The organism is Acidimicrobiales bacterium (assembly GCA_035630295.1).
GTDB lineage: Bacteria > Actinomycetota > Acidimicrobiia > Acidimicrobiales > Iamiaceae > Iamia.
The window spans coordinates 1-25,443 of sequence record DASQKY010000051.1 but is presented as its reverse complement, the minus strand read 5'-3'; the positions used below and the strand labels follow the sequence as shown (position 1 = coordinate 25,443).

Sequence of the window (25,443 nt, the reverse complement as noted above, 5' to 3'; positions counted from 1 at the left end):
CCTCCCCCTCAGCCCAGGGGGAAGCCGACGACGTCCTCCAGCTCGGCCAGGGCGGCGGCCGGGTCGTCGACCTTGATGGTGGTCATGCCCAGGGCCCGAGCCGGCTTCAGGTTGACCCCCAGGTCGTCGAGGAACACCGCCTCGGAGGGCTCGATGTCCAGCTCCCGGCAGGCCATCTCGTAGAAGGCGGGGTCGGGCTTGCGCACGCCGGCCCGGGACGACTCCACGATCACGTCGAAGTGCCCCAGCACCTCGGCGTGCGGGTCGGCGGCGCCGGACATGGCCCCGGCCTGCATGGTCACCACGTTGTTGGTCAGGAGGCCGGTCTTCAGCCGCTGGCGGCAGCGGCGCACGGCCTCGACCATGGCCGGGCGCAGCTCGCCCCGCAGCAGGCCCAGCACCGCCCGGGCGTCCACCTCGCCACCCAGGGCCCGGGCCTCGGCCTCGAACAGGTCGCAGAACTCCTCCAGGTCCACCTGGGCCCGCTCCAACCGGGCCCAGGCGTTGGCGTCGGGGTCGGTGGCGTTCACCCGGCGCAGGAACCCGGCGGGCAGGCCCCGGTCGGCCTCGTAGCGGGCGAAGGCCTCGAAGGGGCTGGACAGGATGACGCCGCCGAAGTCGAACAGCGCGGCCCGGATCACGCGCCGCCCAGGAGGTCGACGGCCACCGCCTCCCACATCTCGGTCGAGAGCCGCAACGACTCGATGTCGACCCGCTCGTCGTCGCCGTGGAACATCTTGCCGAAGTCCTCGTAGCGCAGGTTCCGGCTGAACAGGCCGAACCCGTAGGCGGTGGCCCCCAGCCGGCGGAAGAAGCGGGCGTCGGTGGCACCCACGATCAGCATGGGCACGGTCTGCGAGCCCTCGTAGAAGCGGCCCGCCACCCGCGACAGGGTGTCCCACAGCGGCGTGTCCATGGGCGACTCCGACGCCGGGTCGAACACGGCGGGCTCGATGGTGACGTCGTCGCGCAGGTCGCCCACCGCCTCCCGCAGGATGGCCTCCACCGCCTCGCGGTCCTGGCCCGGCAGGGTCCGGACGTCGACCTCCAGGGTGACGTGGTCGGGGATGGTGTTCACCTTCGACCCGCCGTGGGCGATGTTGGGGCTCATGGTGGTGTGGGTGCAGGCGTGGAACATGCGGGCCATGCCCAGCGGGAGCTCGTCGAGCCGGTCGTCGAGGCGGTCCGGGTCGAGGAGCGGCGCGGTGACCTCGTCGGGCAGGCCCATGGAGGCCAGGTAGCGGCGCCACACCTCGCCGATCTGGGCCTCGGGCCGGAAGGTGGCGATGCGGCGCACCACCTCGGCCGCCTTCACCAGCGCGTTGTCGGCCTTGTAGGGCTGAGACCCGTGGCCGGCCGTGCCCCGCACCGTGATGCGACACCAGTAGCAGCCCTTCTCGCCCACCATGACCGGCAGCTTGAGGCCGCCGGGGCTGCGCATGGGGATGCCGCCCGACTCGGTCAGCACGTAGTCGCTGCGCACGGCGTCGAGCTGGGCCTCGGCCAGGTGCCGGGCCCCCCAGATGCCGGCCGCCTCCTCGTCGGCCACGGCGGCGAAGACGAGCGTGCCCGCCGGCCGCCACCCACGCTGGGCCAGGCGCCGCACGGCGACGGCCATGGAGGCGGTGAGGTTGAGCATGTCGATGGCGCCCCGGCCCCACACCTCGCCCTCGACCAGCTCGCCGCCGAAGGGGTCGCGCTGCCAGCGGTCGACGTTGGCCGGCACCACGTCGAGGTGGCCGAGCAGCGTGAGCGTCGGCGCCGTCGGGTCGGTGCCCTCGATGCGGGCCACCAGGCTCTCGCGACCGGGCTGCGGCTCGTAGGTCTCGACGTCCAGGCCGGTGCCGCCGAGGTGGGCGCGCAGCAGGTCGACCGAGCGCGCCTCGTGCCCCGAGCCCACCGTGCCGTCGTTGACGCAGGCGTTGCGGATCAGGTGCTGCAGGAGGTCGGTGACCTCTGCGGTGGGGTCGTCGACCGGGGCGGCCATGGCGTCGCAACCTACCAACGCGCGGTGGCGACGGCCCTCCATCCGCGTCGGGCCTTGACGGGCCTGGTTGACTTTGCGCGACATGTCCGACGTACGCACCATCCGTGATCACGTCATCGTCGACGGATCGAACATCGCCACCGAGGGCCGGACGTTGCCGAGCCTCGCCCAGCTCGACGAGGCGGTGCGGTCGTTCCTCGAGGAGTTCCCGGGGACGCGCATCACCGCCGTGGTCGACGCCACCTTCGGCCATCGCATCGCCAAGGGGGAGAAGGACGCCTACGAGCAGGCCGTGTTGGACGGCGACCTCGTGGCCCCGCCGGCCGGTGCCGTCGGCCGGGGCGACGCCTTCGTGTTGGCCATCGCCCAGAAGGCGTCGGCCACCATCCTCTCCAACGACTCGTTCCAGGAGTTCCACGGCGAGTACCAGTGGCTCTTCGACGAGGGCCGCCTCATCGGGGGCAAGCCGGTCGACGGGGTGGGTTGGGTCTTCGTGGCCCGGCTGCCGGTGCGGGGCCCCGCCAGCCGTCGCTCGCAGCGCACGTCGCGGGACGCCAAGGGCAAGGTCACCAAGGCCACGGCCACCAGGGCCACGGCCACCAGGGCCACGGCCTCCAAGACGGCGACCAAGACCACGGCCAAGCGCCTGACCAAGGCCGAGAAGGAGGCGGCGGCCAAGGCGGTGGAGGCCGAGGTGGCGGCCCGACGGGCGGCCACCGGAGCGGACACCGCGGACACGCCGGCGCCCCGCAGCCGCCGGCGCCAGGCCAAGGCCGCGGTCGAGGTCGAGGTGGCCGAGGTGGCGGCCGACGCGGTCGGTGCTCCGGTGGGGGGCACCGAAGGCGGACGTGGCCGGCGCCGGCGGACCGGCGCCGCCCCGGCCCCCGAGGCCGTCAACGAGCCGTCGGCCTTCCTGGCCTTCGTGAGCTCGCATCCCGTGGGGAGCGAGGTCGACGCCGTCGTCGACCGCTTCTCGTCCCACGGTGCGTACGTGGTCGTCAACGATGCGCAGTGCTACGTGCCCCTGCGCTCGATGGCCGACCCCCCTCCCCGCAGCGCACGCGAGGTGCTCAGCGTCGGGGAGACCCGGACCTTCGTCGTGGAGTCGTTCGACACCCCACGGCGAAGCATCGACCTGGCTGTGCCAGGTCACCACGTGACGGTGGAACCGGCTCCGGCCGGGCCCACCGACAGCGACCCCACCCCTGCCCAGGAGGCACAAGAGATGGCACCTGCCAAGAAGGCCGCCGCCAAGAAGGCGACGGCAAAGAAGGCTCCGGCCAAGAAGGCTCCGGCCAAGAAGGCCGGGGCCAAGAAGGCACCTGCCAAGAAGGCTCCGGCCAAGAAGGCTGCGGCCAAGAAGGCACCGGCGAAGAAGGCCGGGGCCAAGAAGGCACCGGCGAAGAAGGCTGCGGCCAAGAAGGCACCGGCGAAGAAGGCCGGGGCCAAGAAGGCACCGGCCAAGAAGGCTGCGGCCAAGAAGGCACCGGCCAAGAAGGCACCGGCCAAGAAGGCTCCGGCGAAGAAGGCCGGGGCGAAGAAGGCCGGGGCGAAGAAGGCTCCGGCCAAGAAGGCTCCGGCCAAGAAGGCTCCGGCCAAGAAGCGGGGCTGAGCCACCGCCTGCAGGGGTGGGCCGAGGGGGCCGTCGTCCCCTCGGCCGGCCGCTGCCGGACGGGCCCGGCCCGAGCGCGGGCCAGGGCCTCGGCCCGCCGCGCCGCCGTAGAGTCGCCGGCGTGCGCATCGCCACCTGGAACGTGAACTCGCTCAAGGCCCGCCTCCCCCGCGTGGAGGAGTGGCTGGCCTACGCCCGGCCCGACGTCCTGTGCCTGCAGGAGACCAAGCTGGCCGACAGCGCCTTCCCCGGCCTGGCCTTCGAGTCCCTGGGCTACCGGTCGGCCCACCACGGCGAGGGCCGGTGGAACGGCGTGGCCATCCTCAGCCGGGTCGGCCTGGACGACGTCGTCGCCGGCTTCGACGACTCCCGCGAGCCCGACGTCGACGCCCGCATGCTGTGGGCCACCTGCGGCCCGGTCCGGGTGTGCAGCGTGTACGTCCCCAACGGGCGCGAGGTCGGCCACGACCACTACCGCTACAAGCTCGACTGGCTGGCCCGCCTGCGCCAGCACCTGGAGGCGGCCCACGACCCGGCTCGGCCCCTGGTGATCGGCGGCGACTTCAACATCGCCCCCGCGGACGCCGACGTGTGGGACATCGCCGCCTTCGAGGGCTCCACCCACGTGACCGAGCCGGAACGGGAGGCGCTGCGGGCCCTGGAGGAGTGGGGCCTGGAGGACGCCTTCCGCCGCCTCCACCCCGAGCCCGGGCTCTACAGCTACTGGGACTACCGGGCCGGCATGTTCCACAAGCGCCAGGGCATGCGCATCGACCTGCTCCTGGCCACCGCGCCGGTGGTCGAGACCGTGACCTTCGCCCTCGTCGACCGCCAGGCCCGCAAGGGCAAGCTGCCCAGCGACCACGCCCCGGTGCTGATCGACGTCGACACCGACCGGCTCTGAGGAGGATCGTGGACGCCCCCGACAACCCCTTCGACATGTCCAAGCCGTCGCCCCGGGTGCTGGCCCAGGCCGATGCCGACCTGTCACCCCGCCGGGCCGCCCTGCGCCGCATCGCCGCCGCCGACCGGGCCCTCATCGAGGACATGGTGGGCACCGACGTGCCGCCCGCCGACCTGGACCGGGTGGCCGACGCCCTGGAGGAGCTGGCCGCCCGCTTCCGCCGCCACGACCGGCCCCGCAGCATCTACGAGGGCATGGCCGAGACGGCCATGTCGGGCGGCGACATCGAGCCCTTCTTCGACCACAGCCCGCTCATCGGCCTGGCCAACCCGCTGGCCCCGCCCATCACCATCGAGTTCGGTTCCGAGCTGGTCACCGGTCGGGTCACCTTCGGCTCCGTGTACGAGGGGCCGCCCGGGTGCGTCCACGGTGGGTTCGTGGCCGCCGCCTTCGACGAGGTGCTGGGCTCGGCCCAGACGCTCTCCGGCGCCCCGGGCATGACCGCCCGGCTGGTCGTGAACTACCGGCGGCCCACCCCGCTGCACGTCCCCCTGGTGATCGAGGGCCGGTTCGACCGCCGGGAGGGCCGGAAGGTGTTCACCAGCGGCCGCATCGTGGCCGACGGCGAGGTGACGGCCGAGGCCGAGGGGCTGTTCGTCTCCATCGACGTGTCCAAGTTCCGGGAGCTGGCCGAGGGCTTCAACCGCCGCCTGGCCGACGGCGAGCCGGAGCGGGGCTGAGCCTCAGCCCCCGAGGTGGGCCTCGACCACCGGCCCCTCGGCGGCCAGGTGCTCCTCCAGGCCCGACACGATGGCCCGCTCCACGGCCCCGGCCACCAGCAGGGCCTTGACCCGCAGGTCGCCCCGGACCACCCGGCGGGTGCCGTCGTCGTCGGCCTGGTAGCGGGCCGTCGCCGTGCACCGGAGCCGGTCGGCGTAGTGGTCGGGGTGGAGGGTGACGGCCACGGCCCGGCCCGCCAGGTCGTGGACCGACTCCTCGACCCAGCTCAACCGGGCCGGGTCGACCACCGCGGTCACGGCCGGGGACAGCTGGCCCACGAACCGGTAGCGGATGCGGAGGGTCACCACGTCGCCGTCCTCGACCCGGTCGAGCACCTCCGGCGGCCCGATCCTCGACGTGCCGCCCATGGCCCGGTACAGCTCGGCGCCGGCGTAGGCCGCAGCCACGTCGTCGACCGGGGCGGCGATGGCCTGGGAGAGCTCGAAGCGCACGGCGCCTCCTGGGGTGGGGAGGCGGGGGCCTCAGGGACGGGCGGGGGAGCGGTGGGACCGGCGGCCGCGCACCACGGCCAGCAGGTCGGCGCCGTAGGCGTCGAGGGCGAGGGGGCCGAGGCCCCGCACCCGGCCCAGGGCGTCGAGGTCGGGGGGCCGGGACCGGGCCACCTCGGCCAGGGTCCGGTCGCTGAGCACCACCGCGGCCGGCGTGCCGGCCCCCCGGGCGGTGCGGTCGCGCCACGCCTGCAGGTCGCGGAGGAGGGCGGCCGCCTCGTCGTCGGCCCGGGCCCGGGCCCCGGCCAGGGCGTGGCGGGCCCGGGCCAGGGCCGGCTCGGGGTCGACGGGGCGGTCGGCCGCCCGCAGGGTGGACAGGGCGTCGGACACGAGGGCGAGGTAGGGCGAGGGGCGGCGGGTCACGGGCCGGCCCCGGAGGGTGCGCTCGGCGGCCCACGAGCAGCGCAGCACGTCCTCGGCCCGGGTCAGGGCCACGTGCAGGAGCCGGCGCTCCTCGGCCTCGGCCTCCGGCGTGCGGGCGTGGGCGACGGGCACCAGCCCGTCCTCCAGGCCCAGCACGTGCACCACCGGCCACTCCAGGCCCTTGGCGGCGTGGAAGGTCACCACGTCCACGGCGTCGACCGCGTCGATGTCGCCGGCGCCCACCGCGGTGGCCAGCCACCCGCGGAGGTCGCCGGCCACCGCGGTGCGCTCCAGGGCGCCCAGCTCGCGGGCCAGGCGCAGGAGGGTGCCCAGCGTGTCGGCCCGCTCCGCCCCCTCGGGGCCGGCGGCGGCGGCGGCGGCGTCGACCATGGCCTCCAGGTCGTCGAGCACCACCCCGAGGGGCCGGGACCGCTCGGCGGTCAGGGCCCGCAGCGCGTCGCGCACCACCGGCCGGCCCAGCAGGGGCTCGGTGCCGCGGACCCGGTACGGGATGCGGGCCTGGACCAGGGCCTGCTCGATGAGGGGCACCTGGCCGTTGGTGCGGACCAGCACGGCCTGGCGGTCCCACCGGGTGCCCGGGGGGTGGAGGAGGCGGGCGGCCTCGGCCGCGGCCCGGGCCTCGTCGGCGTCGGTGGCCAGCGCGGCCACGGTGGGGATGGCCCCCGCCGGTCGGTGGGCCACCGACCGGCCCGGGTCCCGGGAGCCCAGCACCGCGGTGGCCACGTGCAGGATCTGGGGCGTCGACCGGTAGTTGCCGGTCAGCTCGACGACCGTGGCCCCGGGGTGGTGGTCGGCGAACCGGGTCAGGTAGGAGGCATCAGCCCCGTTCCAGCGGTAGATGGCCTGGCGGGGGTCGCCGACCACGCACAGGTCGTCGCGCTCGCCCCGCCACCCCTCCAGCAGCCGGTGCTGCAACGGGTTGACGTCCTGGAACTCGTCCACGAACAGGTGGCGGAAGCGCCAGCGCTGGGCGGCCCCGAACACCGGGTCGGCGGCCAGGGCCTCGGCGCACAGGGCCAGCACGTCGTCGAAGTCGATCACCCCCCGCCGGCGCTTCTCCTCCTCGTAGGCGGCGAACAGGCGGGCCACCACCTCGAAGGAGGCCGAGATCCGGCGGTCGGCCCGGTGGGCGGCCTCGGCGTAGCGGTCGGGCGGCACCAGCCGGGCCCGGGCCCACTCGATCTCCGTGGCCAGCTCCACCGGGGCCAGCGACCCCCGGCCCGGCAGGGAGGCCAGCACCCGGCCCTTGCGGTCCAGCAGCGCCGGGGCGGCCCGGCCCTGGTCGCCCCACAGGGTGCGGAGCTGGCCCCAGGCCACGCCGTGGAACGTCCCCACCGTGGGCCGGTCGCGCAGCCCCAGGGCGGCCAGGCGCGACCCCATCTCGGCCGCCGCCTTGCGGGTGAAGGTGAGGGCCAGCACATGCCGGGGATCGGCGCTGCCCTCCAGGGAGCGGTGGGCGATGCGGCGGGTCAGGACCCGGGTCTTGCCCGAGCCGGCCCCGGCCAGGATGCACAGCGGCTGCCCGGGGTCGGTGACGGCGCGGCGCTGTGGGGCGTCGAGGCCGGCGAGCAGGCGGGCGGCGTCCACCTCCAGACCCTACGGCGGCCGCGGCCGCCCGGTGCCGGGATCCCGGGTACCGTCGCCCGATGCCCGTGGACGTGGACCCGGCCCGGTTCGAGGAGCTGGTGGGCGACGCCCTGGACGGGCTGCCCGACGAGATCGCCGCCCTGCTCGACAACGTGGTCGTGGTGGTGGCCGAGGGCCGGGACCGGGGGCTGCTGGGCCTCTACGAGGGGACGCCCCGCACCGAGCGGGGCCAGTACGGCTTCATGGAGATGCCCGACCGGGTCACCGTCTACCGCCGGCCCCTCTGCGCCCTGGCCGCCGATGAGGACGAGCTGGTCCACGAGGTACGGGTGACGGTGGCCCACGAGCTCGGCCACCACCTGGGCATCGACGACACCAGGCTCCACGAGCTGGGCTTCGGCTGACCGGGGCCGATCTCCGGCCGGCGCCGCCCCGCCGGCCTAGATTCCCGCCGTGGCCTTCCCCCGCAAGCTCCTCAACACCGGCGAGGAGCTGATCCTCGACCTGCGGCCCCACTGGCTGGGCCTGGCCGTCCCGGTGCTGGCGGTGGCGGCCACCATCGTCGCCGGCATCGCCGTGGCCGTGGCCGACCTGGACGGGGGGCTGGGCACGGTCGTCACCCTGGTGGCCCTGGCCCTGCTGGTGCTGGCCCTGCTGTGGTTCGGGGTGCGCCTGCTGGGCTGGAGCTCCACCAACTTCGTCCTCACCTCCGACCGGGTCATCACCCGCCGGGGCGTGTTGTCCAAGTCGGGCATCGAGATCCCCCTCGACCGCATCAACACCGTGTTCTTCAACCAGCACCTGTTCGAGCGGATGGTGGGGGCCGGCGACCTGGCCGTCGAGTCGGCCGGCGAGCGGGGCACCGAGACCTTCGAGAACATCCGCCGGCCCGCCATCGTGCAGCGCGAGATCTACGTGCAGATGGAGGACAACGAGAACCGCAAGTTCGACCGCATCACCACCGGCGGCGGGGGCGGCCTGTCCCGGGCCGAGCAGCTCGAGCGGCTGCACGCCCTCCTCCAGCAGGGGGCCCTGACCCCGGCCCAGTTCGAGGCCGAGAAGGCCCGGGTGCTGGAGGGCTGAGGCGGAGGGCAGGCTGGGGTGGTGCCGCCCCGTGTCGTCAGCCTGGTCCCGTCGGTGACCGAGACCCTCCTGTCCTGGGACCGGCCGCCGGTGGCCTGCACCCGGTTCTGCGAGCAGCCGGGCCTCCCCCAGGTCGGGGGGACCAAGCGGCCCCGCATCGATCGCATCGTGGCCCTGGCGCCCGACCTGGTGGTCATGTGCGACGAGGAGAACCGGATCGAGGACCACGACGCGCTGGTGGCCGTCGGCCTCCGGGTCCACGTGGCCTCACCCCGCACCGTGGGCGACGTCCCCGGCGTGCTGGCCGACCTGGCCGCCGCCGTCGAGGCTCCGCCCCCGGGCCCGTGGGGCCCGCCCGATCCGCCTGCCGGCCCACCCCGGCGGGCCTTCGTGCCCGTGTGGCGGCGGCCGTGGATGACGCTCAACGGCGACACCTACGGCGCCTCGGTGCTGGCCGCCGCCGGGTGGGCCAGCGCCTGGGCCGACGAGCCGGTGCGCTACCCGGAGGTCACCGCCGCGGAGGTCCGGGCCCGCCGGCCCGACGCCGTGCTGGCCCCCACCGAGCCCTGGGCCTTCACCGACGACGACCTGCCGGAGCTGGAGGCCCTGGCCGGGGCCCCGGCCGTGCTGGTGGACGGCCAGGACCTGTTCTGGTGGGGGGCCCGCACCGCCGGGGCCGTGGCCCGCCTGCGCGCCGCCCTTCAGTAGGGGTCGCCGGGGCGGCGCCGGGTGGAGGCCATCTGGATCAGGCCGAACAGCAGGCCGATGGCCCCGCAGGCCATGAGGATCAGGCCCACCACGGCCAGGTCGACCCCGTCCCAGGAGTCGGCCACCGCGAAGCGGAGGATGGCGCCCACGGCGAGGAGGAAGATGCTGGTGCCGATGGTCATGGGGGAAGGACCTCTCCGGTTGCGGGGAGTGCGACCCGACCCCCCTACCCGGGTGGGATGGCCGGCACGCACCGGGCGCCGGGCCCCGGTCGGAGCGACCAGGACCGCTCGGGGCCCCAACCGGCCAGCGCCCCGGGATCGGCCAGGGCCACCACGCAGCCCCCGAAGCCGGCCCCGGTGAGGCGGGCGCCGTGCACCCCGGGGGTGGCGGCCAGCCGGCTCACCAGCGCGTCCAGCACCGGGGTGGACACGCCGAAGTCGTCGCGCAGGGAGGCGTGGCTCTCGGCCATGGCCGCCCCCACCAGGGCCAGGTCCCCGGCGGCCAGGGCCTCGGCCGTGGCCCGGACCCTGGTGTTCTCGGTCAGCACGTGCCGGGCCCGGGCCCGGACCACGGGATCGGCGATGGCGGCCTCGGCCCCCGGCGCGGCCCGGCGGAGGGGGCCGATGGCGGCCTCGGCGGCCCGGCACTGGGCCGCCCGCTCGGCGTAGGCCGAGCCGGCCAGGGCCCGAGCCTGGCCGGAGTCGACCACCACCACCTCGGCCCGGGCCGGCAGGGGGACCGGCACCACGTCCAGGGAGTGGCAGTCGATGAGCAGGGCGTGGCCGGCCCGCCCGGCCACCGAGGCCAGCTGATCCATGATCCCGCAGGGGACGCCCGAGGCCCGCTGCTCGGCCCGCTGGGCCAGGCGGGCCAGGGCCCGGGGGTCGGCCCCGTCCGCCCCCAGGGCCAGGGCCACGGCCACCTCCAGGGCGGCGCTGGAGGAGAGGCCCCCGCCGATGGGCAGCGTGGTCGACACCGTCCCCTCGAAGCCCACCGGGGGACGCAGCTCGGCCACCACCCCGGCCACGTAGCGGGCCCAGCCGGGGGCCACCGCGGCCGGGTCCCCGACGTCGAGGGGGACGACGGCGGGGTCCGGGTCGTGGTCCGAGCGCAGCACCACCCGGTCGCCGCCCCGCACCCCCTCCACCGTGGTGGCCAGCTCCACGGCCATGGGCAGCACCAGGCCGCCGGTGTGGTCGGTGTGGTCGCCGATCAGGTTGACCCGGCCCGGGGCCACGGCCCGCACCTCGTCCATGGCGGCACCCTACGTCCGCCCCCTCCTTGACCGAGTGGTCAAGGCCGGCCACCATGTCGCCGTGCCCACCACCTCACCCTCACCCGCCGGCATCGAGATCTGGTACACGACCGACGGCGATCCCACGGCCGAGCCCCTGCTCATGATCATGGGCCTCGGGGCCCAGCACCTGAGCTGGGACGAGGATCTCGTCGCCCTCCTGGTCGAGCGTGGCTACTACGTCGTGCGCTACGACAACCGGGACGTCGGCCTGTCCACCAAGCCGGTCGAGGGCGACATCGACGCCCTGACCCTCCTGGTGGCCTCGCTCGGCGGCGCCGAGGTCGACGCGCCCTACCGGCTCACCGACATGGCCGGCGACGCGGTGGCCGTCCTCGACGCGCTGGGCCTGGCCTCGGCCCACGTGGTCGGGGCCTCGATGGGCGGCATGATCGCCCAGACCCTGGCCATCGAGCACCCGGAGCGGGTCCGCAGCCTCACCTCCGTCATGTCGACCACGGGGGAGCCCGACGTGGGCCAGCCCGACCCGTCGATCCTGGGCGCCCTGCTCGGGCCGGAGCCCACCACCCGCGACGAGGCCGTGGCCCGGGGCGTGGCCCTGGCCCACGTCATCGGCAGCCCCGGCCTGGTCGACGAGGCCGCCTCGGCCGACAAGGCCGGCCGGGCCTGGGACCGGTGCGCGTACCCCCAGGGGGTGGGCCACCAGCTCCTGGCCATCGCCGTCTCCGGCCCCCGCACCGAGGGCCTGGCCCGCATCACCGTCCCCACCCTGGTGGTCCACGGCGACGCCGACCCGCTGGTGACGGTCAGCGGCGGCCGGGCCACCGCGGCGGCCATCCCCGGCGCCGAGCTGCGCATCGTGGAGGGCATGGGCCACGACCTGCCCCGGGGCCACTGGGAGGACATCGTCGACGAGGTCTGCGCCCTCACCGCCCGGGCCGGCGCCCTCACCGCCGCCCCGGTGCCGGGCTGAGCGGGGAGCCCGCCGTGGGACCGCTCTCCGGCACCCGCGTCGTCGAGATCGCCGGCATCGGGCCCGGCCCGTTCTGCGCCATGGCCCTGGCCGACCTGGGGGCCGAGGTCATCCGCGTCGACCGCACCGGGCCCCGCATGGGCGGCGATCCCGCCTCGCCCCCGGCCGACCTCCTCAACCGGGGCCGGCGCTCGGTGGCGGTCAACCTGAAGGACCCGGCCGGCGTGGAAGCCGTCCTCGACCTGGTGGCCTCGGCCGACGCCTTGATCGAGGGCTTCCGCCCCGGGGTCATGGAGCGCCTGGGCCTCGGGCCCGAGGTTTGCCTGGGGCGCAACCCCAAGCTGGTCTACGGCCGCATGACCGGCTGGGGCCAGGACGGCCCGTACGCCTCCATGGCCGGCCACGACATCAACTACATCGCCCTGGGCGGCGCGCTGGCCCACCTGGGCCGGGCGGGCGAGCGCCCCACCCCGCCCATCAACCTGGTGGGCGACTTCGGCGGCGGGGGCATGCTCCTGGCCCTCGGGGTGTGCGCAGCGCTGGTCGAGGCCGGGCGCTCGGGCCGGGGCCAGGTGGTCGACGCGGCCATGGTCGACGGGGCCGCCCTGCTCATGACCATGATGCACTCGTTCCGGGCCATGGGCCTGTGGAGCGACGAGCGGGGCACCAACATGCTCGACACCGGCGCCCACTACTACGACACCTACCAGTGCGCGGACGGCGGCTACGTGTCCATCGGCTCCATCGAGCCCCAGTTCTACGCCGAGCTGCTGCGCCTCACCGGCCTGGAGGGCGAGGACCTGCCGTGGCAGCAGGACAAGGCCCACTGGCCGGCCCTGAAGCAGCGCCTGGAGGCGGTGTTCAAGGAGAAGACCCGCGACGAGTGGTGCGCCCTCATGGAGGGCACCGACGTGTGCTTCGCCCCGGTGCTGACCATGGACGAGGCCGCCCGCCACCCCCACAACGTGGCTCGGGGCACCTTCACCGAGGTGGCCGGCATCACCCAGCCCGCCCCCGCCCCCCGCTTCAGCCGCACCCCGGGCCAGATCCGCCGCCCCCCGCCCCACGCCGGGCAGCACAGCGACGAGGTCCTGGCCGAGATCGGCTACGACGAGGCCCGCCTGGCCGCCCTCCGCGACAGCGGCGCCATCGGCTGACCGGCGCCAGCCCGGCGCCGCGGGCCGGTAGCGTCGGGCCGGCATGGCGACGCTGGTCTGCTTCCACGCCCACCCCGACGACGAGAGCATCGGCACCGGGGGCACCATGGCCCTGGCCGCCCGGGCCGGCCACCGGGTGGTGCTGGTGGTGGCCACCCGGGGCGAGCGGGGCGAGATCGTGCCCGGCGTCCTCCACGAGGGCGAGCAGCTGGCCCTGCGCCGGACGGCCGAGACCTACGCCTCGGCCGCGGCGCTGGGCGTGGCCCGGGTCGAGTTCCTGGGCTACGTCGACTCGGGCATGGTGGGTGAGGCCACCAACGACGAGCCGTGGACGTTCTGGCAGGCCGACGTGGACAGCGCGGCCCGGCGGCTGGCGTCCATCCTCACCGAGGAGGAGGCCGACACCCTGACCGTCTACGACGACCACGGCGGCTACGGCCACCCCGACCACATCCAGGTCCACCGGGTGGGGGTGCGGGCCGCCGAGCTGGCCGGCGTGCCCCGGGTGGTGGAGGGCACCATCAACCGCACCGCCCTGCGCCGGATGCTGGCCCTGGTGGCCGCCGGGGGCGGCCCCGAGCTGCCCGAGGGGGCGGCGCCCCCCGACCCCGACGAGATGGACCTGGGGGTCGAGGAGCACCTCCTGACCCACCGGGTCGACGTGGCCGCCGCGGTGGAGGCCAAGCGGGCCTCGATGCTGGCCCACCGGAGCCAGATGGCCGACGACCACTTCCTCCTGGCCATGCCCCCCGAGGTGTTCGCGGTGGCCATGGGGGTCGAGTGGTACATCGGCCACGGCCCGGTGGGCGACGAGGGCTGCCCCCTGCACGGCATCGCCGAGCCGTTCACCGCTCCCTAGCCGGGCCGGCCGGTCGTCGGCCGGAGCAGGCCTCGCCACCTCCGCGCTACCGTGACGTCACTCGCCGGCCACGTCAGGGGGACGAGGTGAGCCCACGTCCGCACATGCACCGGTTCCTGGTGGCGGGGGCGCTGGCCCTCGCCGTGCTGGGCGTCGGGAGCGGCCCGGTCGACGCCGTGGCCGTCGACGACCTGCGCATCAACCAGCTGCAGGTGGTGGGCAGCCACAACAGCTACCACCTGGCTGCCTCGCCGGCCGAGAGCGGGCTGCGCCGCCAGTTCATCGGGGACGGCGACGACCTCATGCAGTACACCCACGCCCCCCTGCCCGAGCAGTTCCAGAGCCAGAAGGTGCGCCAGATCGAGCTCGACGTCTTCCGGGATGACGCCGGCGGCGCCTACGCCGACCCGCTCATCCGCGCCGCCGCCGGCGAGGGGCCGTACGACCCGGCCATGCAGGAGCCGGGCACCAAGGTCCTCCACGTCCAGGACGTCGACTACCGCAGCACCTGCCTGTCGCTGGTGGCCTGCCTCGGAGCCGTCGAGGCCTGGTCGAGCGCCAACCCCGGCCACATGCCCATCGCCATCCTGATCGAGCTCAAGGACAGCGAGGTCGGCCTGGACGGCTTCCCCTTCGTGGTGCCCGAGCCCTGGGACCAGGGGGCCATGGACCGCCTGGACGACGAGATCCTGGGCGTCGTCCCCCGGGACCAGATCATCACCCCCGACGACGTGCGGGGCAGCCACGCCACCCTGGAGGAGGCCATCCTCACCGACGGGTGGCCCACCCTGGGCCAGAGCCGGGGCAAGGTCCTGTTCCTGATGGACAACGGCGGTGGCTACCGCACCGACTACCTGGCCGGGCACCCCACGCTGGAGGACCGGGTGATGTTCACCAACGCCGGGCCCGGCGACCCCGACGCCGCCTTCGTGAAGGTCAACGAGCCGGTGGGCCAGGTCGAGCACATCCAGCAGCTGGTGGCCGACGGCTACGTGGTCCGCACCCGGGCCGACGCCGACACCCTCCAGGCCCGCAACGGCGACACGTCGACCCGCGACGCCGCCTTCGCCAGCGGGGCCCAGTGGGTGTCCACCGACTACCCGACCCCGTCCTACGCGGCCCCCTTCGGCACCGGCTACGTGGTCGAGATCCCCGGCGGGACGGTGGCCCGCTGCAACCCGGTGAACGCCCCGCCGGACTGCGTCTCGGCCCAGATCGACACCATCTTCACCCCGTACCCGGCGGTCCCGCCCGCCCCCCCGCCCGAGCAGCGGACCGCCGCCCCCCCGGCGGCCCCCGTCCCCGCCCGAGCCCGCTTCACCGGCTGAGGGCCGTCGCTTAGGTCGGCTTGCCCCGGGCCTTCGGTGAGGTTGCCGGGGGGCTTGCGGGTGCTTTCGGGGCAGGTCCGTACGGTCGGCCCGGTACCCCCGAGCCGCCGAGGTGACCCCCGATGGACCCGACCCGCTGGAGCCCTCCACCCCCTCCACCGGCCGAGCCGGCCCCCGCCGGACCGCCGGACCCGCCGGGTCCATCGACCGCCTCGTGGCCACCTCCGCCGTCGGGCCCCCCGCCTCTCTGGGGCCCGACGGCGGGTGGCGGGACCCGGCCCCTCGGCCCGGGCCTGCCCCCGCCGCCCCCTCCTCCCGGCCCACCCCCGGAGCGCCTCCCATCCCCCCGGCGCCCCCGGGGGTGGGCCGTGGCCCTGGTCATGGCCCTGCTCGGGGCCCTGGCCGTGGGTGGGACCGGCGTGGCCATCGGCCAGGCCCTGGGCGACCAGCCGGAGCGGACCGCGGTGACCGCCACCCCCGTCGCCGAGGAGACCACCCCCACCGTGCCCGGCGCCGCCGGGGCCGAGGAGCCGGTGGCCGCGGTGGCCGCCACCCTGGGCCCGGCCGTGGTCCAGATCGAGACCGGGCAGGGCCTGGGCTCGGGCTTCGTCTACGACGCCGGGGCGGGCCTGGTCATGACCGCGGCCCACGTGGTCGACGGGGCCTCGCAGGTCACGGTGCGCCTGGCCGACGGCCGCTCGGTGGACGGCACGGTGGTGGGCGCCGACGACGGCTCGGACGTGGCCGTGGTCCAGGTCGAGGCCGACGGCCTCACCGCCGCCGCCCTGGCCCTGGACGAGCCGGTGGAGGTGGGGCAGCTGGCGGTGGCCATCGGCAGCCCCTTCGGCCTGGACCAGACCGTCACCTCCGGGGTGGTCAGCGCGGTGGGCCGCACCGTCGAGACCCCCGGCGGGGCCATCCCCATGATCCAGACCGACGCCCCCATCAACCCCGGCAACTCGGGCGGGGCCCTGGCCGACCGCCAGGGCCGGGTCATCGGCGTCAACGACTCCATCGCCTCGGAGTCGGGCGGCAACGTGGGCGTCGGCTTCGCCGTCCCCATCGCCACCGCCAAGGAGGTGGCCGACGCGCTGGTGGCCGGCGAGCCCATCACCAACGGCTACCTGGGGGTGGGGGCCGCCGATCCCACCGACGGTCGCACCGGCGCCCTGGTCCAGCAGGTGGAGGGCGACGGCCCGGCCGCGGCCGCCGGCGTCGAGGTCGGCGACCTGGTGACCCGCCTGGACGACACGCCGGTGGAGTCCGCCGCCGACCTGGTGGCCGGGGTGCGCAGCCGGGCCCCGGGCACCGAGGTCACCCTGGGGATCGACCGCCGGGGCCAGGCCTCGGAGGTCACCGTGGCGCTGGGCGAGGCCCCCGTCCGCTGAGCCCGGGCCGGCCCCGGGCCGGCCGCCATCGACCTGGGAGGGCCCGGACGCCCTCACTACTGTGGCGCGGTCATGGCCGCCGACCCCGAGACCCCCGCCGGCACCGGGGCCCGGACCTCGCCGCGGCCCCTGCGCCACATCCCGGCCCTCGACGGGCTGCGGGCCGTGGCCGTGGTCGGCGTCATGCTGTTCCACGGCGGGGTGTCCTGGGCGCCCGGGGGGTTCCTGGGCGTCGACGTCTTCTTCGTCCTCTCCGGCTACCTCATCACCACCCTCCTCCTGCGGGAGCGGGTGGGCGAGGGCCACATCGACCTGCGGGCCTTCTGGGTCCGGCGCCTGCGGCGCCTGCTGCCGGCCCTGCTCCTGCTCCTGGCGGCCATCGGCATCGCCGCCCCGTTCCTGGTCGAGCCGGTGGAGCGGGCCAACGTGCGGGGCGACGGCCTGGCCGCCCTGGGCTACGTGGCCAACTGGCGCTTCATCGTCACCGAGCAGTCGTACTTCGCCGGCGTGCCCTCGCCGCTGCGCCACCTGTGGTCCCTGGCCGTGGAGGAGCAGTGGTACGTGGTGTTCCCGGTGGTGGTGGCCGTGGCCCTGCGCGGCGCCCGGCGGGTCACGCCCCTGCTGGCCGGCCTGGTGGTCGCCGCGGTGGCCTCGGCGCTGTGGATGGCGCACATGGTCTCCGGCACCGTCGACCCGTCCCGGGCCTACTACGGCACCGACTCCCGGGCCCACTCGCTGCTGGTGGGGGCCATCCTGGCCGTGGTGGCGGCCCAGTGGCCCCTGCACCGCTACCGCCGGACCCTGGCCGGGGCCGGGCTGGTGGGGGCGACCGGGGTGGTGGCCGCCTACGCCCTGGTGCAGGAGTCCGACACCTGGATGTACCGGGGCGGCTTCCTGGCCCTGGCCGCCCTGTCGGCCGCCCTGGTGGCCGGCATCGCCCTGCCCCGGCCCGACCTGCCCCTGGCCCGGGTGCTGGCCGCCCGCCCGCTGGTGGCCATCGGGAAGGTGTCCTACGGCCTGTACCTGTGGCACTGGCCGGTGAACGTGGCCCTCACCCCCCGGCGCACGGGCCTGGACGGCTCGGGCTGGTGGCAGGAGCCGGCCCTGCTGGCCCTCCGCACGGCGGTGGCCGTGGCCGTCACCGTGGCCTCGTACCACCTGGTCGAGGTGCCGGTGCGGCGGCGGGGCCTGGACGGCCTGCGCCTGCGGGTGCCCGGCCTGCGCCGGTCCCGACCGGCGGCGGTGGCCATGTGCGGGGCGCTGGTGGTGTGGCTGCTGGTGGCCGGCACGCTGCGGGTGCCCGACGGGGGCGCCGCCACCCAGGCCGCCGGCCTCGATCCCCGGGTGGCCGCCGCCCCCCGGGGCGTGCCCGAGCAGCCGCCCGAGCCGGTGCCCACCATCCCGGCCGAGATCCGAGCCGTGATCGAGGCCAACGGCATCCCCCCGGTGCCGGCCGACCGCCCGGTCCGGGTGCTGTCGGTGGGCGACTCCGTGGCCTTCACCCTCAGCTTCGAGAACCCCGTCGTGCCCCCCAGCCTGGAGGTGGCCTCGGGGGCCATCGTGGGCTGCGGGATCGTCGACGGCTTCGCCCTGCCGGATGGCCGGATCGACCCCTCCGCCGTCAACTGCGGGGACTGGGCCCTGCACTGGCAGAACCTGGCCGCCGACTCCCAGCCCGACGTGGCCCTGGTGCAGTTCGGGGCGTGGGAGGTCTTCGACCACAAGGTGGGGCGCCGCACCGTGCGCAGCGGCACCCGGGAGATGGCGGAGCTGATGCGGGTCGGCTTCGACCGGGGGGTGGCCGCCCTGCTGGCCGTCAAGCCCGACGTGCGGTTCATGTTCCTGGGTGTGCCCTGCATGCACGAGGAGGACCTGGAGCTGGGCGGGGGGGACAGCGCCCGCAACGACCCCGAGCGCGTGGCCTGGGTCAACGGGGTGATCGAGGGCTACGCCCGGGACCTGGGGGACCGGGCCACCTACGTGGACCTGGGCGAGCTGGTGTGCCCGGGCGGCGAGCTCCGGGACCAGGTCGACGGGGTGCCCCTCCAGAGCGACGGGCTGCACTACACGCAGGCCGGCACCGGGCCGGTGTGGCGGTGGCTGGCCGAGCGCATCGTGCCCTTCGCCCAGCAGCCGATCGAGGCGCCGGCCCCCGCCCCGGCCCCGGCCGACGGGCGGGCTGACGGGGCGCCCACCACGCCCCCGGCCGCGGGGGCCGGGGCACCACCCGCGTAGCATCGGCCCCTCCATGGAGATCGTCGTCGCCCTCATCGTGGTCGCCGCCCTGGTGGCCGCCACCGCCTGGTTCGTCACCGCCCGCCGGCCGGGTCGGGGGCCGGAGCTGGAGCCGCCGTCGTCGCCCCGCCCGGGCGGCATCACGCTGGCCCCGCCCCGGGACGAGCCCGCCGGCGAGGTCGGGGTGGCCGAGGCGCCCCCCGCCCCGGAGGTCGTGGCCCCCGTCCGGCCCTCGTTCCGGGACCGGCTGGGCAAGGCCCGCTCCACCGTCTCGGGCTACCTGGGGTCGATCCTGTCCCGCTCGGGGATCGACGAGGAGACCTGGGAGGACCTGGAGGAGGCCCTCATCCGGGCCGACGTGGGGGTGGGGCCGACCACCGAGGTGCTCGACGCGCTCCGGGCCCGGGTCAAGGAGCAGGGCATCGAGACCTCCGAGGACCTCCTGGAGGCGCTCAAGGCCGAGGTCAAGGCCCGCCTGCAGGTCGAGGACCGGTCCCTGCGGGCCGACGAGGGTCGCACCAACGTGTGGCTGTTCGTGGGCGTGAACGGCGTGGGCAAGACCACCACCATCGGCAAGCTGGGCAAGCGGGAGGCCGAGGTGGGCCGCACCGTGGTCATGGCCGCGGGGGACACCTTCCGGGCGGCGGCGGCCGAGCAGCTGGGCACCTGGGCCGAGCGGGCCGGGGCCACCCTGGTGCGGGGGGCCGAGGGCGCCGATCCCAGCTCCGTGGTCTTCGACGGCATCACCAAGGCCGCGGCCATGGGCGCCGACCTGGTCCTGGCCGACACCGCCGGCCGCCTCCACAACAAGTCCAACCTGATGGACGAGCTGCGCAAGGTGCGGCGGGTGGCGGACAAGGACCCGGGCCACGTCACCGAGACGCTGCTGGTGCTGGACGCCACCACCGGCCAGAACGGGCTGGCCCAGGCCCGGGTGTTCACCGAGGCGGTGGACGTGACCGGTGTGGTCCTGACCAAGCTCGACGGCTCGGCCCGGGGCGGCATCGTGGTGGCCATCCAGGCCGAGCTGGGCATCCCGGTGAAGCTGGTGGGCCTGGGGGAGACGGTCGACGACCTGGTGGCCTTCGACCCCGACGAGTTCGTCGACGCCCTCTTCGCCACCACCTGAGCGACGGGGCCCGCTCGCCTGGGTACGGTGACGGCCATGTTCCTGTTCCGGCTGCTCTTCTCGCCCGTCAAGATCGTGCTGTTCGTGGCCCGGGTCCTGGGCTACAACCGCCTGTTCCTCTTCCTGCTCGGTGTGGCCGTGGGCCTGCTGGTGGCCCCCACCACCGGGGCCGAGATGCGCCGGCGGCTCCAGGAGGAGGTCGAGAAGCGCATGGATCGGGTGGCCGAGCCGGTCACCCCGGCCCAGGTGGCGGGCGAGGCGGTCACCCCCGAGGTCTGACGGCCCGGGCCCGCCGGGGGGCGGGTAGCATCGCCGGCTCATGTTCGACGCACTGACCGACCGCTTCGAGGGCATCTTCTCCCGGCTGCGCGGCAAGGGCCGCCTGGGCGAGGACGACGTCGACGACGTCCTCCGGGAGATCCGCCTGGCCCTGCTGGAGGCCGACGTCAGCTTCACCGTGGTTCGGGGCTTCGTGTCCCGGGTGCGGGAGCGGTGCGTGGGCCTGGAGCTGTCGGGGGCCCTGAACCCGGCCCAGCAGGTCATCGACGTCGTCCACCAGGAGCTGATCGCCACCCTGGGCGGCGAGACGCTGCGCATCACCTACGCCTCCAAGCCCCCCACCGTCATCCTGATGGCCGGCCTCCAGGGCTCGGGCAAGACCACCACCTCGGCCAAGCTGGCCCGCTGGTTCAAGGCCCAGGGCCGCAACCCGCTGCTGGTCGGGGCCGACCTCCAGCGCCCGGCGGCCATCGAGCAGCTCCGCACCCTGGCCCGCCAGGTCGACGTGCCCGTCCTCAGCCGGGACGACGAGGCCATCGGTGGCGAGGGCGGCGACCCGGTGGCGGTGGCCCAGCGGGCGGTGGGCGAGGCCCGGCGCCTGGGCCGCGACGTGGTCATCGTGGACACCGCCGGCCGCCTCTCCATCGACGCCGAGCTGATGGACGAGGTGCGGCGCATCTCCGAGGCCACCCAGCCGCAGTACACGTTCCTGGTCGTCGACGCCATGACCGGCCAGGACGCGGTGACCACGGCGGAGAACTTCCACGCCACCCTGGAGCTGGACGGGGTCATCCTGACCAAGCTGGACGGCGACGCCCGGGGGGGCGCCGCCCTGTCGGTGAAGGAGGTGGTGGGCCGGCCCATCGCCTTCGCCTCCAACGGCGAGAAGCTGGCCGACTTCGACCTGTTCCACCCCGACCGCCTGGCCGGTCGCATCCTGGGCATGGGCGACGTCCTGACCCTCATCGACAAGGCCAAGGAGGCCTTCGACGAGGATCAGGCCGAGGAGGCCGCCCAGCGGCTGATCGACGGCCAGTTCACCTTCGAGGACTTCCTGGAGCAGATGCAGCAGGTGAAGAAGATGGGCCCCATCTCCGGGCTCATCGGGATGCTGCCCGGCGTGCCCAAGGAGCTGCGCAACCAGGAGATCGACGACCGGGAGCTGGGCCGCCTGGAGGCCATGATCACCTCGATGACCCGGAAGGAGCGCCTCCAGCCCGACATCATCGACGGTTCCCGCCGGTCGCGCATCGCCGCCGGCAGCGGCACCGACGTCACCGAGGTGAACGCCCTCCTCGACCAGTTCCGCCAGATGCAGAAGATGATGAAGAGCTTCGGGCTGGGCCCGAAGAAGGCCAAGAAGGGCGGGCGGAAGGGCAAGAAGGGCGGGCGCACCACGCCCAAGGGAGGCCACCCGAAGGGCCAGGCTCCCCGCGCCGTGCCCGGCCTCGCCGGCCCCGACGGCGGCGGGTTCCAGCTCCCCGGGTTGTCCGGTCCGACGGTGCCCACTTGAACCGGGGCCCGGCCAGCGGGCAGCATGACCAGCCGGCGAGATCGAGACCAGCCGGCGAGATCGACGACAGAGAGAGACGCGAAACGTGGCCGTGAAGCTCCGCCTCATGCGGATGGGCAAGAAGAAGCAGCCGACCTACCGGCTCGTCGCCGCCGACAGCCGCTCGCCCCGCAACGGCCGGTTCATCGAGATCATCGGCACCTACCAGCCCCGTCGCGAGCCGTCCGGCGTCCGCATCGACAACGTGCGGGCCGTCCACTGGCTGCGCCACGGCGCCCAGCCCACCGACCGCGTGCAGAAGCTGCTCGAGGTGTCGGGCGCCTGGACCCACTTCAAGGACGGCACCGAGCCCGAGCCCCTGCAGGCGCCCGGCCCCGACGACCGCCCCGTGGCCGAGGCGGCCGATGTGGCCGCCGCGGAGGCCTCGTGAGCGTCGACGACGGGGTCGACACGGCTGACGAGATGGACGACGCCGAGGTGGACGCCGACGTGGCCGGAACCGACGACGGGGCCGACGAGGTCGGTGCCGACGACGGGCCGCTGGTCCCCACCGCCGCCACCGTGCTCGAGTACCTGACCAAGGCCCTGGTGGCCGACCCCGACGGGGTGCAGGTCGAGGTGGACGACACCGAGGGCATCACGCTGAACGTCACCGTGGCCGACGGCGACATGGGCCGGGTCATCGGCAAGCGCGGCCGGGTGGCCAACGCCATCCGCGTCGTGGGCCGGGCCGCGGCGGCCAAGGACGACGAGGCCGGCGTCGCCATCGAGTTCGTCGACTGACGAGCGCTCGATGACCCTTCCCGCCGGCCTGCTGGAGGTCGGCCGGGTCGACAAGGTGCACGGCCTCGGCGGGGAGGTCGTGGTCACCCTCACCTCCGACCGGGCCGAGCGCGTGGCCCCCGGCGCCCGCCTGTGGGTGGGTCCCGACGAGCGCGAGGTGGTGGCCTCGCGGCCCCACCAGCGGCGGTGGCTGGTCCGCTTCGCCGGGATGGAGCGGCGCGAGGACGCCGAGGCCCTGCGGGGCGCGGTGCTGCGCGCCGCGCCACTCGACGTCGACGACGGCACGCTGTGGGTCCACGAGCTGGTGGGGGCGACGGTGGTGCTGCCCGACGGCCAGGCGGTGGGCACGGTCGAGGCCGTCCAGGAGAACCCGGCCCACGACCTCCTGGTCCTCGACGGCGGGGGCCTGGTGCCGCTGGTGTTCGTCACCGACGCCTCGGGCCTCCCCGGCCGGGTCGTGATCGATCCCCCCGAGGGGCTGCTCTCCCTGTGAGGGTCGACGTCTTCACCATCTTCCCGCCCATGCTGGAGGACTTCGCGGCCCGCAGCCTGCTGGGCCGAGCCCGCGACCGGGGCCTGCTGGATGTCCGGGTCCACGACCTGCGGGCCGGCACCGACGACCCCCATCGTTCGGTCGACGACGCCCCCTTCGGCGGGGGAGCGGGGATGGTGCTGCGGGCCGAGCCCGTGGCCCGGGTGGTCGAGGCCGCGGAGCCGCCCCGGCCGCTGCTGCTGCTGGGCCCGGGCGGGCGCCGCCTCGACCAGGGCGTGGCCCGGGAGCTGGCCGCCGGGACCGGGTTCTCGCTGCTGTGCGGTCGCTACGAGGACGTCGACCACCGGGTCCGGGCCCACGTGGTCGACGGCGAGCTGTCCGTGGGCGACTACGTCCTGGCCGGGGGCGAGGTGGCGGCCATGGTCGTCCTGGAGGCGGTGGGCCGCCTGGTCCCCGGGGTCATGGGCAACGAGGCCAGCGCCGAGGAGGAGTCCTTCGCCGAGGGCCTGCTGGAGTACCCCCAGTTCACCCGGCCGGCCGACTGGCGGGGCCACGAGGTGCCCGAGGTGCTGCGCTCGGGCGACCACGCCCGCATCGCGGCCTGGCGCCGGGCCCAGGCCCTGCACCGCACCGCCGCCCTGCGCCCGGACCTGGTGGCGGCCCGGGGGGGCCTGGGGCCCGAGGACCAGGCCCTCATGGCCGCCCACCCGCCCGTCGACGGGCTCCTGGGACCGGCCTGAGGCGGGTTTCCCGCCGGCGGGCGACGGGGACTACCGTGGTCCGTCGCCCCTGCGTCGCCCGCAGGCCCGGCCGAGCACCCTCGCCGACCCCACTCGAAGGACCGACGCGCGCCATGAACCGCCTCGACGTGATCGACATCGACACCATCGCCACCAGCGGCGGGGCCCGGGCCGAGGCCGTCCCCGACTTCGGGGCCGGTGACACCCTCAAGGTCCACGTGCGCGTGATCGAGGGCAACAAGGAGCGGGTGCAGATCTTCCAGGGCGCGGTCATCCGCCGCCAGGGCTCCGGCGTGCGCGAGACCTTCACCGTGCGCAAGGTCAGCTACGGCGTGGGCGTGGAGCGGACCTTCCCCCTCTACACCCCCAACGTCAGCCGCATCGAGGTCGTCTCCCGGGGCGACGTGCGGCGGGCCAAGCTCTTCTACCTCCGTGATCGGGTCGGCAAGGCGGCCAAGATCAAGGAGAAGCGCACCCCCTGACGGCGGGTGGTGGCGGTGGAGCGACCGGGCGGGCCGGGGGGGATCGGCCAGCACCGCCGCGCCCTGGGGGCCCAGGGCGAGGACCTGGCCGCCCGGTGGTACGAGGAGCGGGGCTGGACCGTCCTGGCCCGCAACTGGCGGTGCGGCCGGCTCGGTGAGCTGGACCTGGTCGCCGGCCGCCGAGGTGTGGTGGTGGTGTGCGAGGTCAAGGCCCGGGCCACGGCCGCCTTCGGCATCCCGGCCGAGGCCGTCACCCCGGCCAAGCAGGCCCGCATCCGGCGCCTGGCCGCGGCCTGGCTGGCCCAGAGCGGGGCCCGGGGCACGGTGCGCTTCGACGTGGCCTGCGTGCTGGCCGGCGAGATCGAGGTGATCGAGGCCGCCTTCTAGGGACGGGCGCGAGCCCGGCCCTCGCTCGGTACCGTCGCCCCATGGCCGACGACACGACGACCGGGACCGACGGGGAGCAGGCGCAGGGCGTCTACGTGGTCGGGGGAGGGTCGTTCCAGCGCGACGAGCGCTACCTGTCGGCCCGCATCACCGCCGATGGGCGGGAGGGCTGGCCGGTCGAACCCGCGCGGTACCGGCTGGTGGTGGCTCGGGCCTGCCCGTGGGCCAACCGGGCCATCATCGTCCGCCGCCTGCTGGGCCTGGAGCCGGTGCTGTCCATGGGCGTCTGCGGGCCCACCCACGACGCCGAGAGCTGGACCTTCGACCTCGACCCCGGCGGGGTGGACCCGGTGCTGGGCATCCCCCGCATCAAGGACGCCTACGAGGCCGCGGTGCCCGGCTACCCGCGGGGCATCACCGTCCCGGCCATGGTCGACGTCCCCACCGGGGCGGTGGTGACCAACGACTACAAGCAGATCACCCTCGACCTGTCCACCGAGTGGGCCGCCCACCACCGCCCCGGCGCCCCCGACCTGTACCCGGAGGCCCGGCGGGACGAGATCGACGAGGTCATGGAGCTGGTGTTCCGGGACGTCAACAACGGCGTCTACCGGTGCGGGTTCGCCGGCTCGCAGGACGCCTACGAGCGCGGCTACGAGCGGCTGTTCGCGGCGCTCGACCGGCTCGTCGAGCGGCTCGCCCGCCAGCGCTACCTCGTGGGCGACACCATCACCGAGGCCGACGTGCGTCTGTTCACCACCCTGGCCCGCTTCGACCCGGTGTACCACGGCCACTTCAAGTGCAACCGGAACAAGCTCACCGAGATGCCGGTGCTGTGGGCCTACGCCCGTGACCTGTTCCAGACACCCGGGTTCGGCGACACCA

At 75.2% G+C, this 25,443-nt stretch carries 27 protein-coding genes and 1 pseudogene; 22 read left to right on the top strand and 6 right to left on the bottom strand.

From position 1 onward, the window contains the following. Window positions 1-8: 8 nt before the first annotated feature. Entirely contained in the window at window positions 9-641 is a 633-nt protein-coding gene (locus tag VEW93_14255; protein HYI62951.1) for an HAD-IA family hydrolase, read from the bottom strand. Then, complete coding sequence (locus VEW93_14250) at window positions 638-1,987, bottom strand: M20/M25/M40 family metallo-hydrolase (protein ID HYI62950.1); 1,350 nt, start codon at window positions 1,985-1,987, stop codon at window positions 638-640. The genes VEW93_14255 and VEW93_14250 overlap by 4 nt, the downstream gene beginning before the upstream one ends. Before the next feature lie 82 nt (window positions 1,988-2,069). Here VEW93_14250 and VEW93_14245 point away from each other — a divergent pair, with 82 nt between their 5' ends. The 3 genes from VEW93_14245 (at window position 2,070) to VEW93_14235 (ending at window position 5,243) form a co-directional block, all read left to right on the top strand. After that, complete coding sequence (locus tag VEW93_14245; protein ID HYI62949.1) at window positions 2,070-3,599, top strand: histone H1-like repetitive region-containing protein; 1,530 nt, start codon at window positions 2,070-2,072, stop codon at window positions 3,597-3,599. 121 nt (window positions 3,600-3,720) lie between these two features. Next, window positions 3,721-4,503 (top strand): exodeoxyribonuclease III, encoded by a 783-nt coding sequence (locus tag VEW93_14240; protein ID HYI62948.1) that lies wholly within the window; start codon window positions 3,721-3,723, stop codon window positions 4,501-4,503. An 8-nt stretch (window positions 4,504-4,511) separates the two neighbouring features. Then, a complete protein-coding gene (locus tag VEW93_14235) occupies window positions 4,512-5,243 on the top strand; it encodes a PaaI family thioesterase (protein HYI62947.1) in 732 nt (243 codons plus the stop codon). A gap of 3 nt (window positions 5,244-5,246) precedes the next feature. On the opposite strand, the gene VEW93_14230 is transcribed toward VEW93_14235, so the two are convergent. Together VEW93_14230 and VEW93_14225 are read right to left on the bottom strand one after the other, a co-directional pair. Continuing rightward, window positions 5,247-5,735, bottom strand: a complete 489-nt coding sequence (locus VEW93_14230; GenBank protein ID HYI62946.1) for a DUF2505 family protein — start codon at window positions 5,733-5,735, stop codon at window positions 5,247-5,249. A 30-nt stretch (window positions 5,736-5,765) separates the two neighbouring features. Next, a complete protein-coding gene (locus tag VEW93_14225) occupies window positions 5,766-7,763 on the bottom strand; it encodes an ATP-dependent DNA helicase UvrD2 (GenBank protein ID HYI62945.1) in 1,998 nt (665 codons plus the stop codon). Between the two features lie 59 nt (window positions 7,764-7,822). Here VEW93_14225 and VEW93_14220 point away from each other — a divergent pair, with 59 nt between their 5' ends. The 3 genes from VEW93_14220 to VEW93_14210 are packed head-to-tail and all read left to right on the top strand — an operon-like array spanning window position 7,823 to window position 9,554. Beyond that, entirely contained in the window at window positions 7,823-8,167 is a 345-nt protein-coding gene (locus VEW93_14220) for a metallopeptidase family protein (protein ID HYI62944.1), read from the top strand. Window positions 8,168-8,216: 49 nt separating this feature from the next. Continuing rightward, window positions 8,217-8,846, top strand: a complete 630-nt coding sequence (locus VEW93_14215) for a PH domain-containing protein (protein HYI62943.1) — start codon at window positions 8,217-8,219, stop codon at window positions 8,844-8,846. Window positions 8,847-8,867: 21 nt separating this feature from the next. Further along, window positions 8,868-9,554 carry a helical backbone metal receptor gene (locus VEW93_14210; protein ID HYI62942.1) on the top strand — a complete coding sequence of 229 codons (687 nt, stop codon included), beginning with the start codon at window positions 8,868-8,870 and terminating at the stop codon, window positions 9,552-9,554. Here VEW93_14210 and VEW93_14205 read toward each other — a convergent pair. Together VEW93_14205 and galK are read right to left on the bottom strand one after the other, a co-directional pair. Beyond that, window positions 9,548-9,736, bottom strand: coding sequence for a DUF6458 family protein (locus VEW93_14205; protein ID HYI62941.1), 189 nt, complete (start codon window positions 9,734-9,736; stop codon window positions 9,548-9,550). The two genes, VEW93_14210 and VEW93_14205, sit on opposite strands and share 7 nt — an antisense overlap. Window positions 9,737-9,780: 44 nt before the next feature. Further along, window positions 9,781-10,812: a galactokinase gene (gene galK / locus VEW93_14200; GenBank protein ID HYI62940.1), complete on the bottom strand. Its 1,032-nt coding sequence runs from the start codon at window positions 10,810-10,812 to the stop codon at window positions 9,781-9,783. Window positions 10,813-10,873: 61 nt separating this feature from the next. Between galK and VEW93_14195 the strand changes: the two genes are divergently transcribed. The 16 genes and pseudogenes from VEW93_14195 to VEW93_14120 form a co-directional block, all read left to right on the top strand. Further along, on the top strand, window positions 10,874-11,785 hold the full coding sequence (locus VEW93_14195) for an alpha/beta hydrolase (GenBank protein HYI62939.1): 912 nt from the start codon (window positions 10,874-10,876) through the stop codon (window positions 11,783-11,785). Between the two features lie 14 nt (window positions 11,786-11,799). Beyond that, complete coding sequence (locus tag VEW93_14190; protein ID HYI62938.1) at window positions 11,800-12,942, top strand: CaiB/BaiF CoA-transferase family protein; 1,143 nt, start codon at window positions 11,800-11,802, stop codon at window positions 12,940-12,942. A 43-nt stretch (window positions 12,943-12,985) separates the two neighbouring features. After that, window positions 12,986-13,801 (top strand): PIG-L family deacetylase, encoded by an 816-nt coding sequence (locus tag VEW93_14185; protein ID HYI62937.1) that lies wholly within the window; start codon window positions 12,986-12,988, stop codon window positions 13,799-13,801. A gap of 86 nt (window positions 13,802-13,887) precedes the next feature. Beyond that, on the top strand, window positions 13,888-15,129 hold the full coding sequence (locus VEW93_14180) for a phosphatidylinositol-specific phospholipase C1-like protein (GenBank protein HYI62936.1): 1,242 nt from the start codon (window positions 13,888-13,890) through the stop codon (window positions 15,127-15,129). 368 nt (window positions 15,130-15,497) lie between these two features. Continuing rightward, window positions 15,498-16,517, top strand: coding sequence for a trypsin-like peptidase domain-containing protein (locus VEW93_14175; protein ID HYI62935.1), 1,020 nt, complete (start codon window positions 15,498-15,500; stop codon window positions 16,515-16,517). 72 nt (window positions 16,518-16,589) lie between these two features. After that, on the top strand, window positions 16,590-18,752 hold the full coding sequence (locus VEW93_14170; protein ID HYI62934.1) for an acyltransferase: 2,163 nt from the start codon (window positions 16,590-16,592) through the stop codon (window positions 18,750-18,752). 13 nt (window positions 18,753-18,765) lie between these two features. Further along, window positions 18,766-19,881 (top strand): signal recognition particle-docking protein FtsY, encoded by a 1,116-nt coding sequence (gene ftsY, locus VEW93_14165; GenBank protein ID HYI62933.1) that lies wholly within the window; start codon window positions 18,766-18,768, stop codon window positions 19,879-19,881. Window positions 19,882-19,917: 36 nt separating this feature from the next. Next, window positions 19,918-20,160 carry a YtxH domain-containing protein gene (locus VEW93_14160; protein HYI62932.1) on the top strand — a complete coding sequence of 81 codons (243 nt, stop codon included), beginning with the start codon at window positions 19,918-19,920 and terminating at the stop codon, window positions 20,158-20,160. 40 nt (window positions 20,161-20,200) lie between these two features. Next, window positions 20,201-21,673, top strand: coding sequence for a signal recognition particle protein (ffh, locus tag VEW93_14155; GenBank protein HYI62931.1), 1,473 nt, complete (start codon window positions 20,201-20,203; stop codon window positions 21,671-21,673). 85 nt (window positions 21,674-21,758) lie between these two features. Beyond that, window positions 21,759-21,992: pseudogene (gene rpsP / locus VEW93_14150) on the top strand (30S ribosomal protein S16). A 107-nt stretch (window positions 21,993-22,099) separates the two neighbouring features. Beyond that, complete coding sequence (locus VEW93_14145; GenBank protein HYI62930.1) at window positions 22,100-22,456, top strand: KH domain-containing protein; 357 nt, start codon at window positions 22,100-22,102, stop codon at window positions 22,454-22,456. Between the two features lie 10 nt (window positions 22,457-22,466). After that, window positions 22,467-22,949, top strand: a complete 483-nt coding sequence (gene rimM / locus VEW93_14140) for a ribosome maturation factor RimM (GenBank protein ID HYI62929.1) — start codon at window positions 22,467-22,469, stop codon at window positions 22,947-22,949. Continuing rightward, on the top strand, window positions 22,946-23,689 hold the full coding sequence (gene trmD, locus VEW93_14135) for a tRNA (guanosine(37)-N1)-methyltransferase TrmD (protein ID HYI62928.1): 744 nt from the start codon (window positions 22,946-22,948) through the stop codon (window positions 23,687-23,689). The genes rimM and trmD overlap by 4 nt, the downstream gene beginning before the upstream one ends. 113 nt (window positions 23,690-23,802) lie before the next feature. Further along, window positions 23,803-24,171, top strand: a complete 369-nt coding sequence (gene rplS / locus VEW93_14130; protein HYI62927.1) for a 50S ribosomal protein L19 — start codon at window positions 23,803-23,805, stop codon at window positions 24,169-24,171. A 15-nt stretch (window positions 24,172-24,186) separates the two neighbouring features. Next, window positions 24,187-24,558 carry a YraN family protein gene (locus VEW93_14125; GenBank protein ID HYI62926.1) on the top strand — a complete coding sequence of 124 codons (372 nt, stop codon included), beginning with the start codon at window positions 24,187-24,189 and terminating at the stop codon, window positions 24,556-24,558. 41 nt (window positions 24,559-24,599) lie between these two features. Then, a partial coding sequence (locus tag VEW93_14120; GenBank protein HYI62925.1) for a glutathione S-transferase C-terminal domain-containing protein occupies window positions 24,600-25,443 on the top strand: 844 nt, incomplete at its 3' end.

Bases quoted from the DNA above. Each gene is read 5' to 3' on its own strand.
- VEW93_14250 (HYI62950.1), bottom strand. From the start codon at position 1,987: ATGGCCGCCCCGGTCGACGACCCCACCGCAGAGGTCACCGACCTCCTG.
- VEW93_14245 (HYI62949.1), top strand. From the start codon at position 2,070: ATGTCCGACGTACGCACCATCCGTGATCACGTCATCGTCGACGGATCG.
- VEW93_14220 (HYI62944.1), top strand. From the start codon at position 7,823: ATGCCCGTGGACGTGGACCCGGCCCGGTTCGAGGAGCTGGTGGGCGAC.
- VEW93_14205 (HYI62941.1), bottom strand. From the start codon at position 9,736: ATGACCATCGGCACCAGCATCTTCCTCCTCGCCGTGGGCGCCATCCTC.
- galK (HYI62940.1), bottom strand. From the start codon at position 10,812: ATGGACGAGGTGCGGGCCGTGGCCCCGGGCCGGGTCAACCTGATCGGC.
- VEW93_14185 (HYI62937.1), top strand. From the start codon at position 12,986: ATGGCGACGCTGGTCTGCTTCCACGCCCACCCCGACGACGAGAGCATC.
- VEW93_14170 (HYI62934.1), top strand. From the start codon at position 16,590: ATGGCCGCCGACCCCGAGACCCCCGCCGGCACCGGGGCCCGGACCTCG.
- ftsY (HYI62933.1), top strand. From the start codon at position 18,766: ATGGAGATCGTCGTCGCCCTCATCGTGGTCGCCGCCCTGGTGGCCGCC.
- VEW93_14160 (HYI62932.1), top strand. From the start codon at position 19,918: ATGTTCCTGTTCCGGCTGCTCTTCTCGCCCGTCAAGATCGTGCTGTTC.
- ffh (HYI62931.1), top strand. From the start codon at position 20,201: ATGTTCGACGCACTGACCGACCGCTTCGAGGGCATCTTCTCCCGGCTG.
- rimM (HYI62929.1), top strand. From the start codon at position 22,467: ATGACCCTTCCCGCCGGCCTGCTGGAGGTCGGCCGGGTCGACAAGGTG.
- rplS (HYI62927.1), top strand. From the start codon at position 23,803: ATGAACCGCCTCGACGTGATCGACATCGACACCATCGCCACCAGCGGC.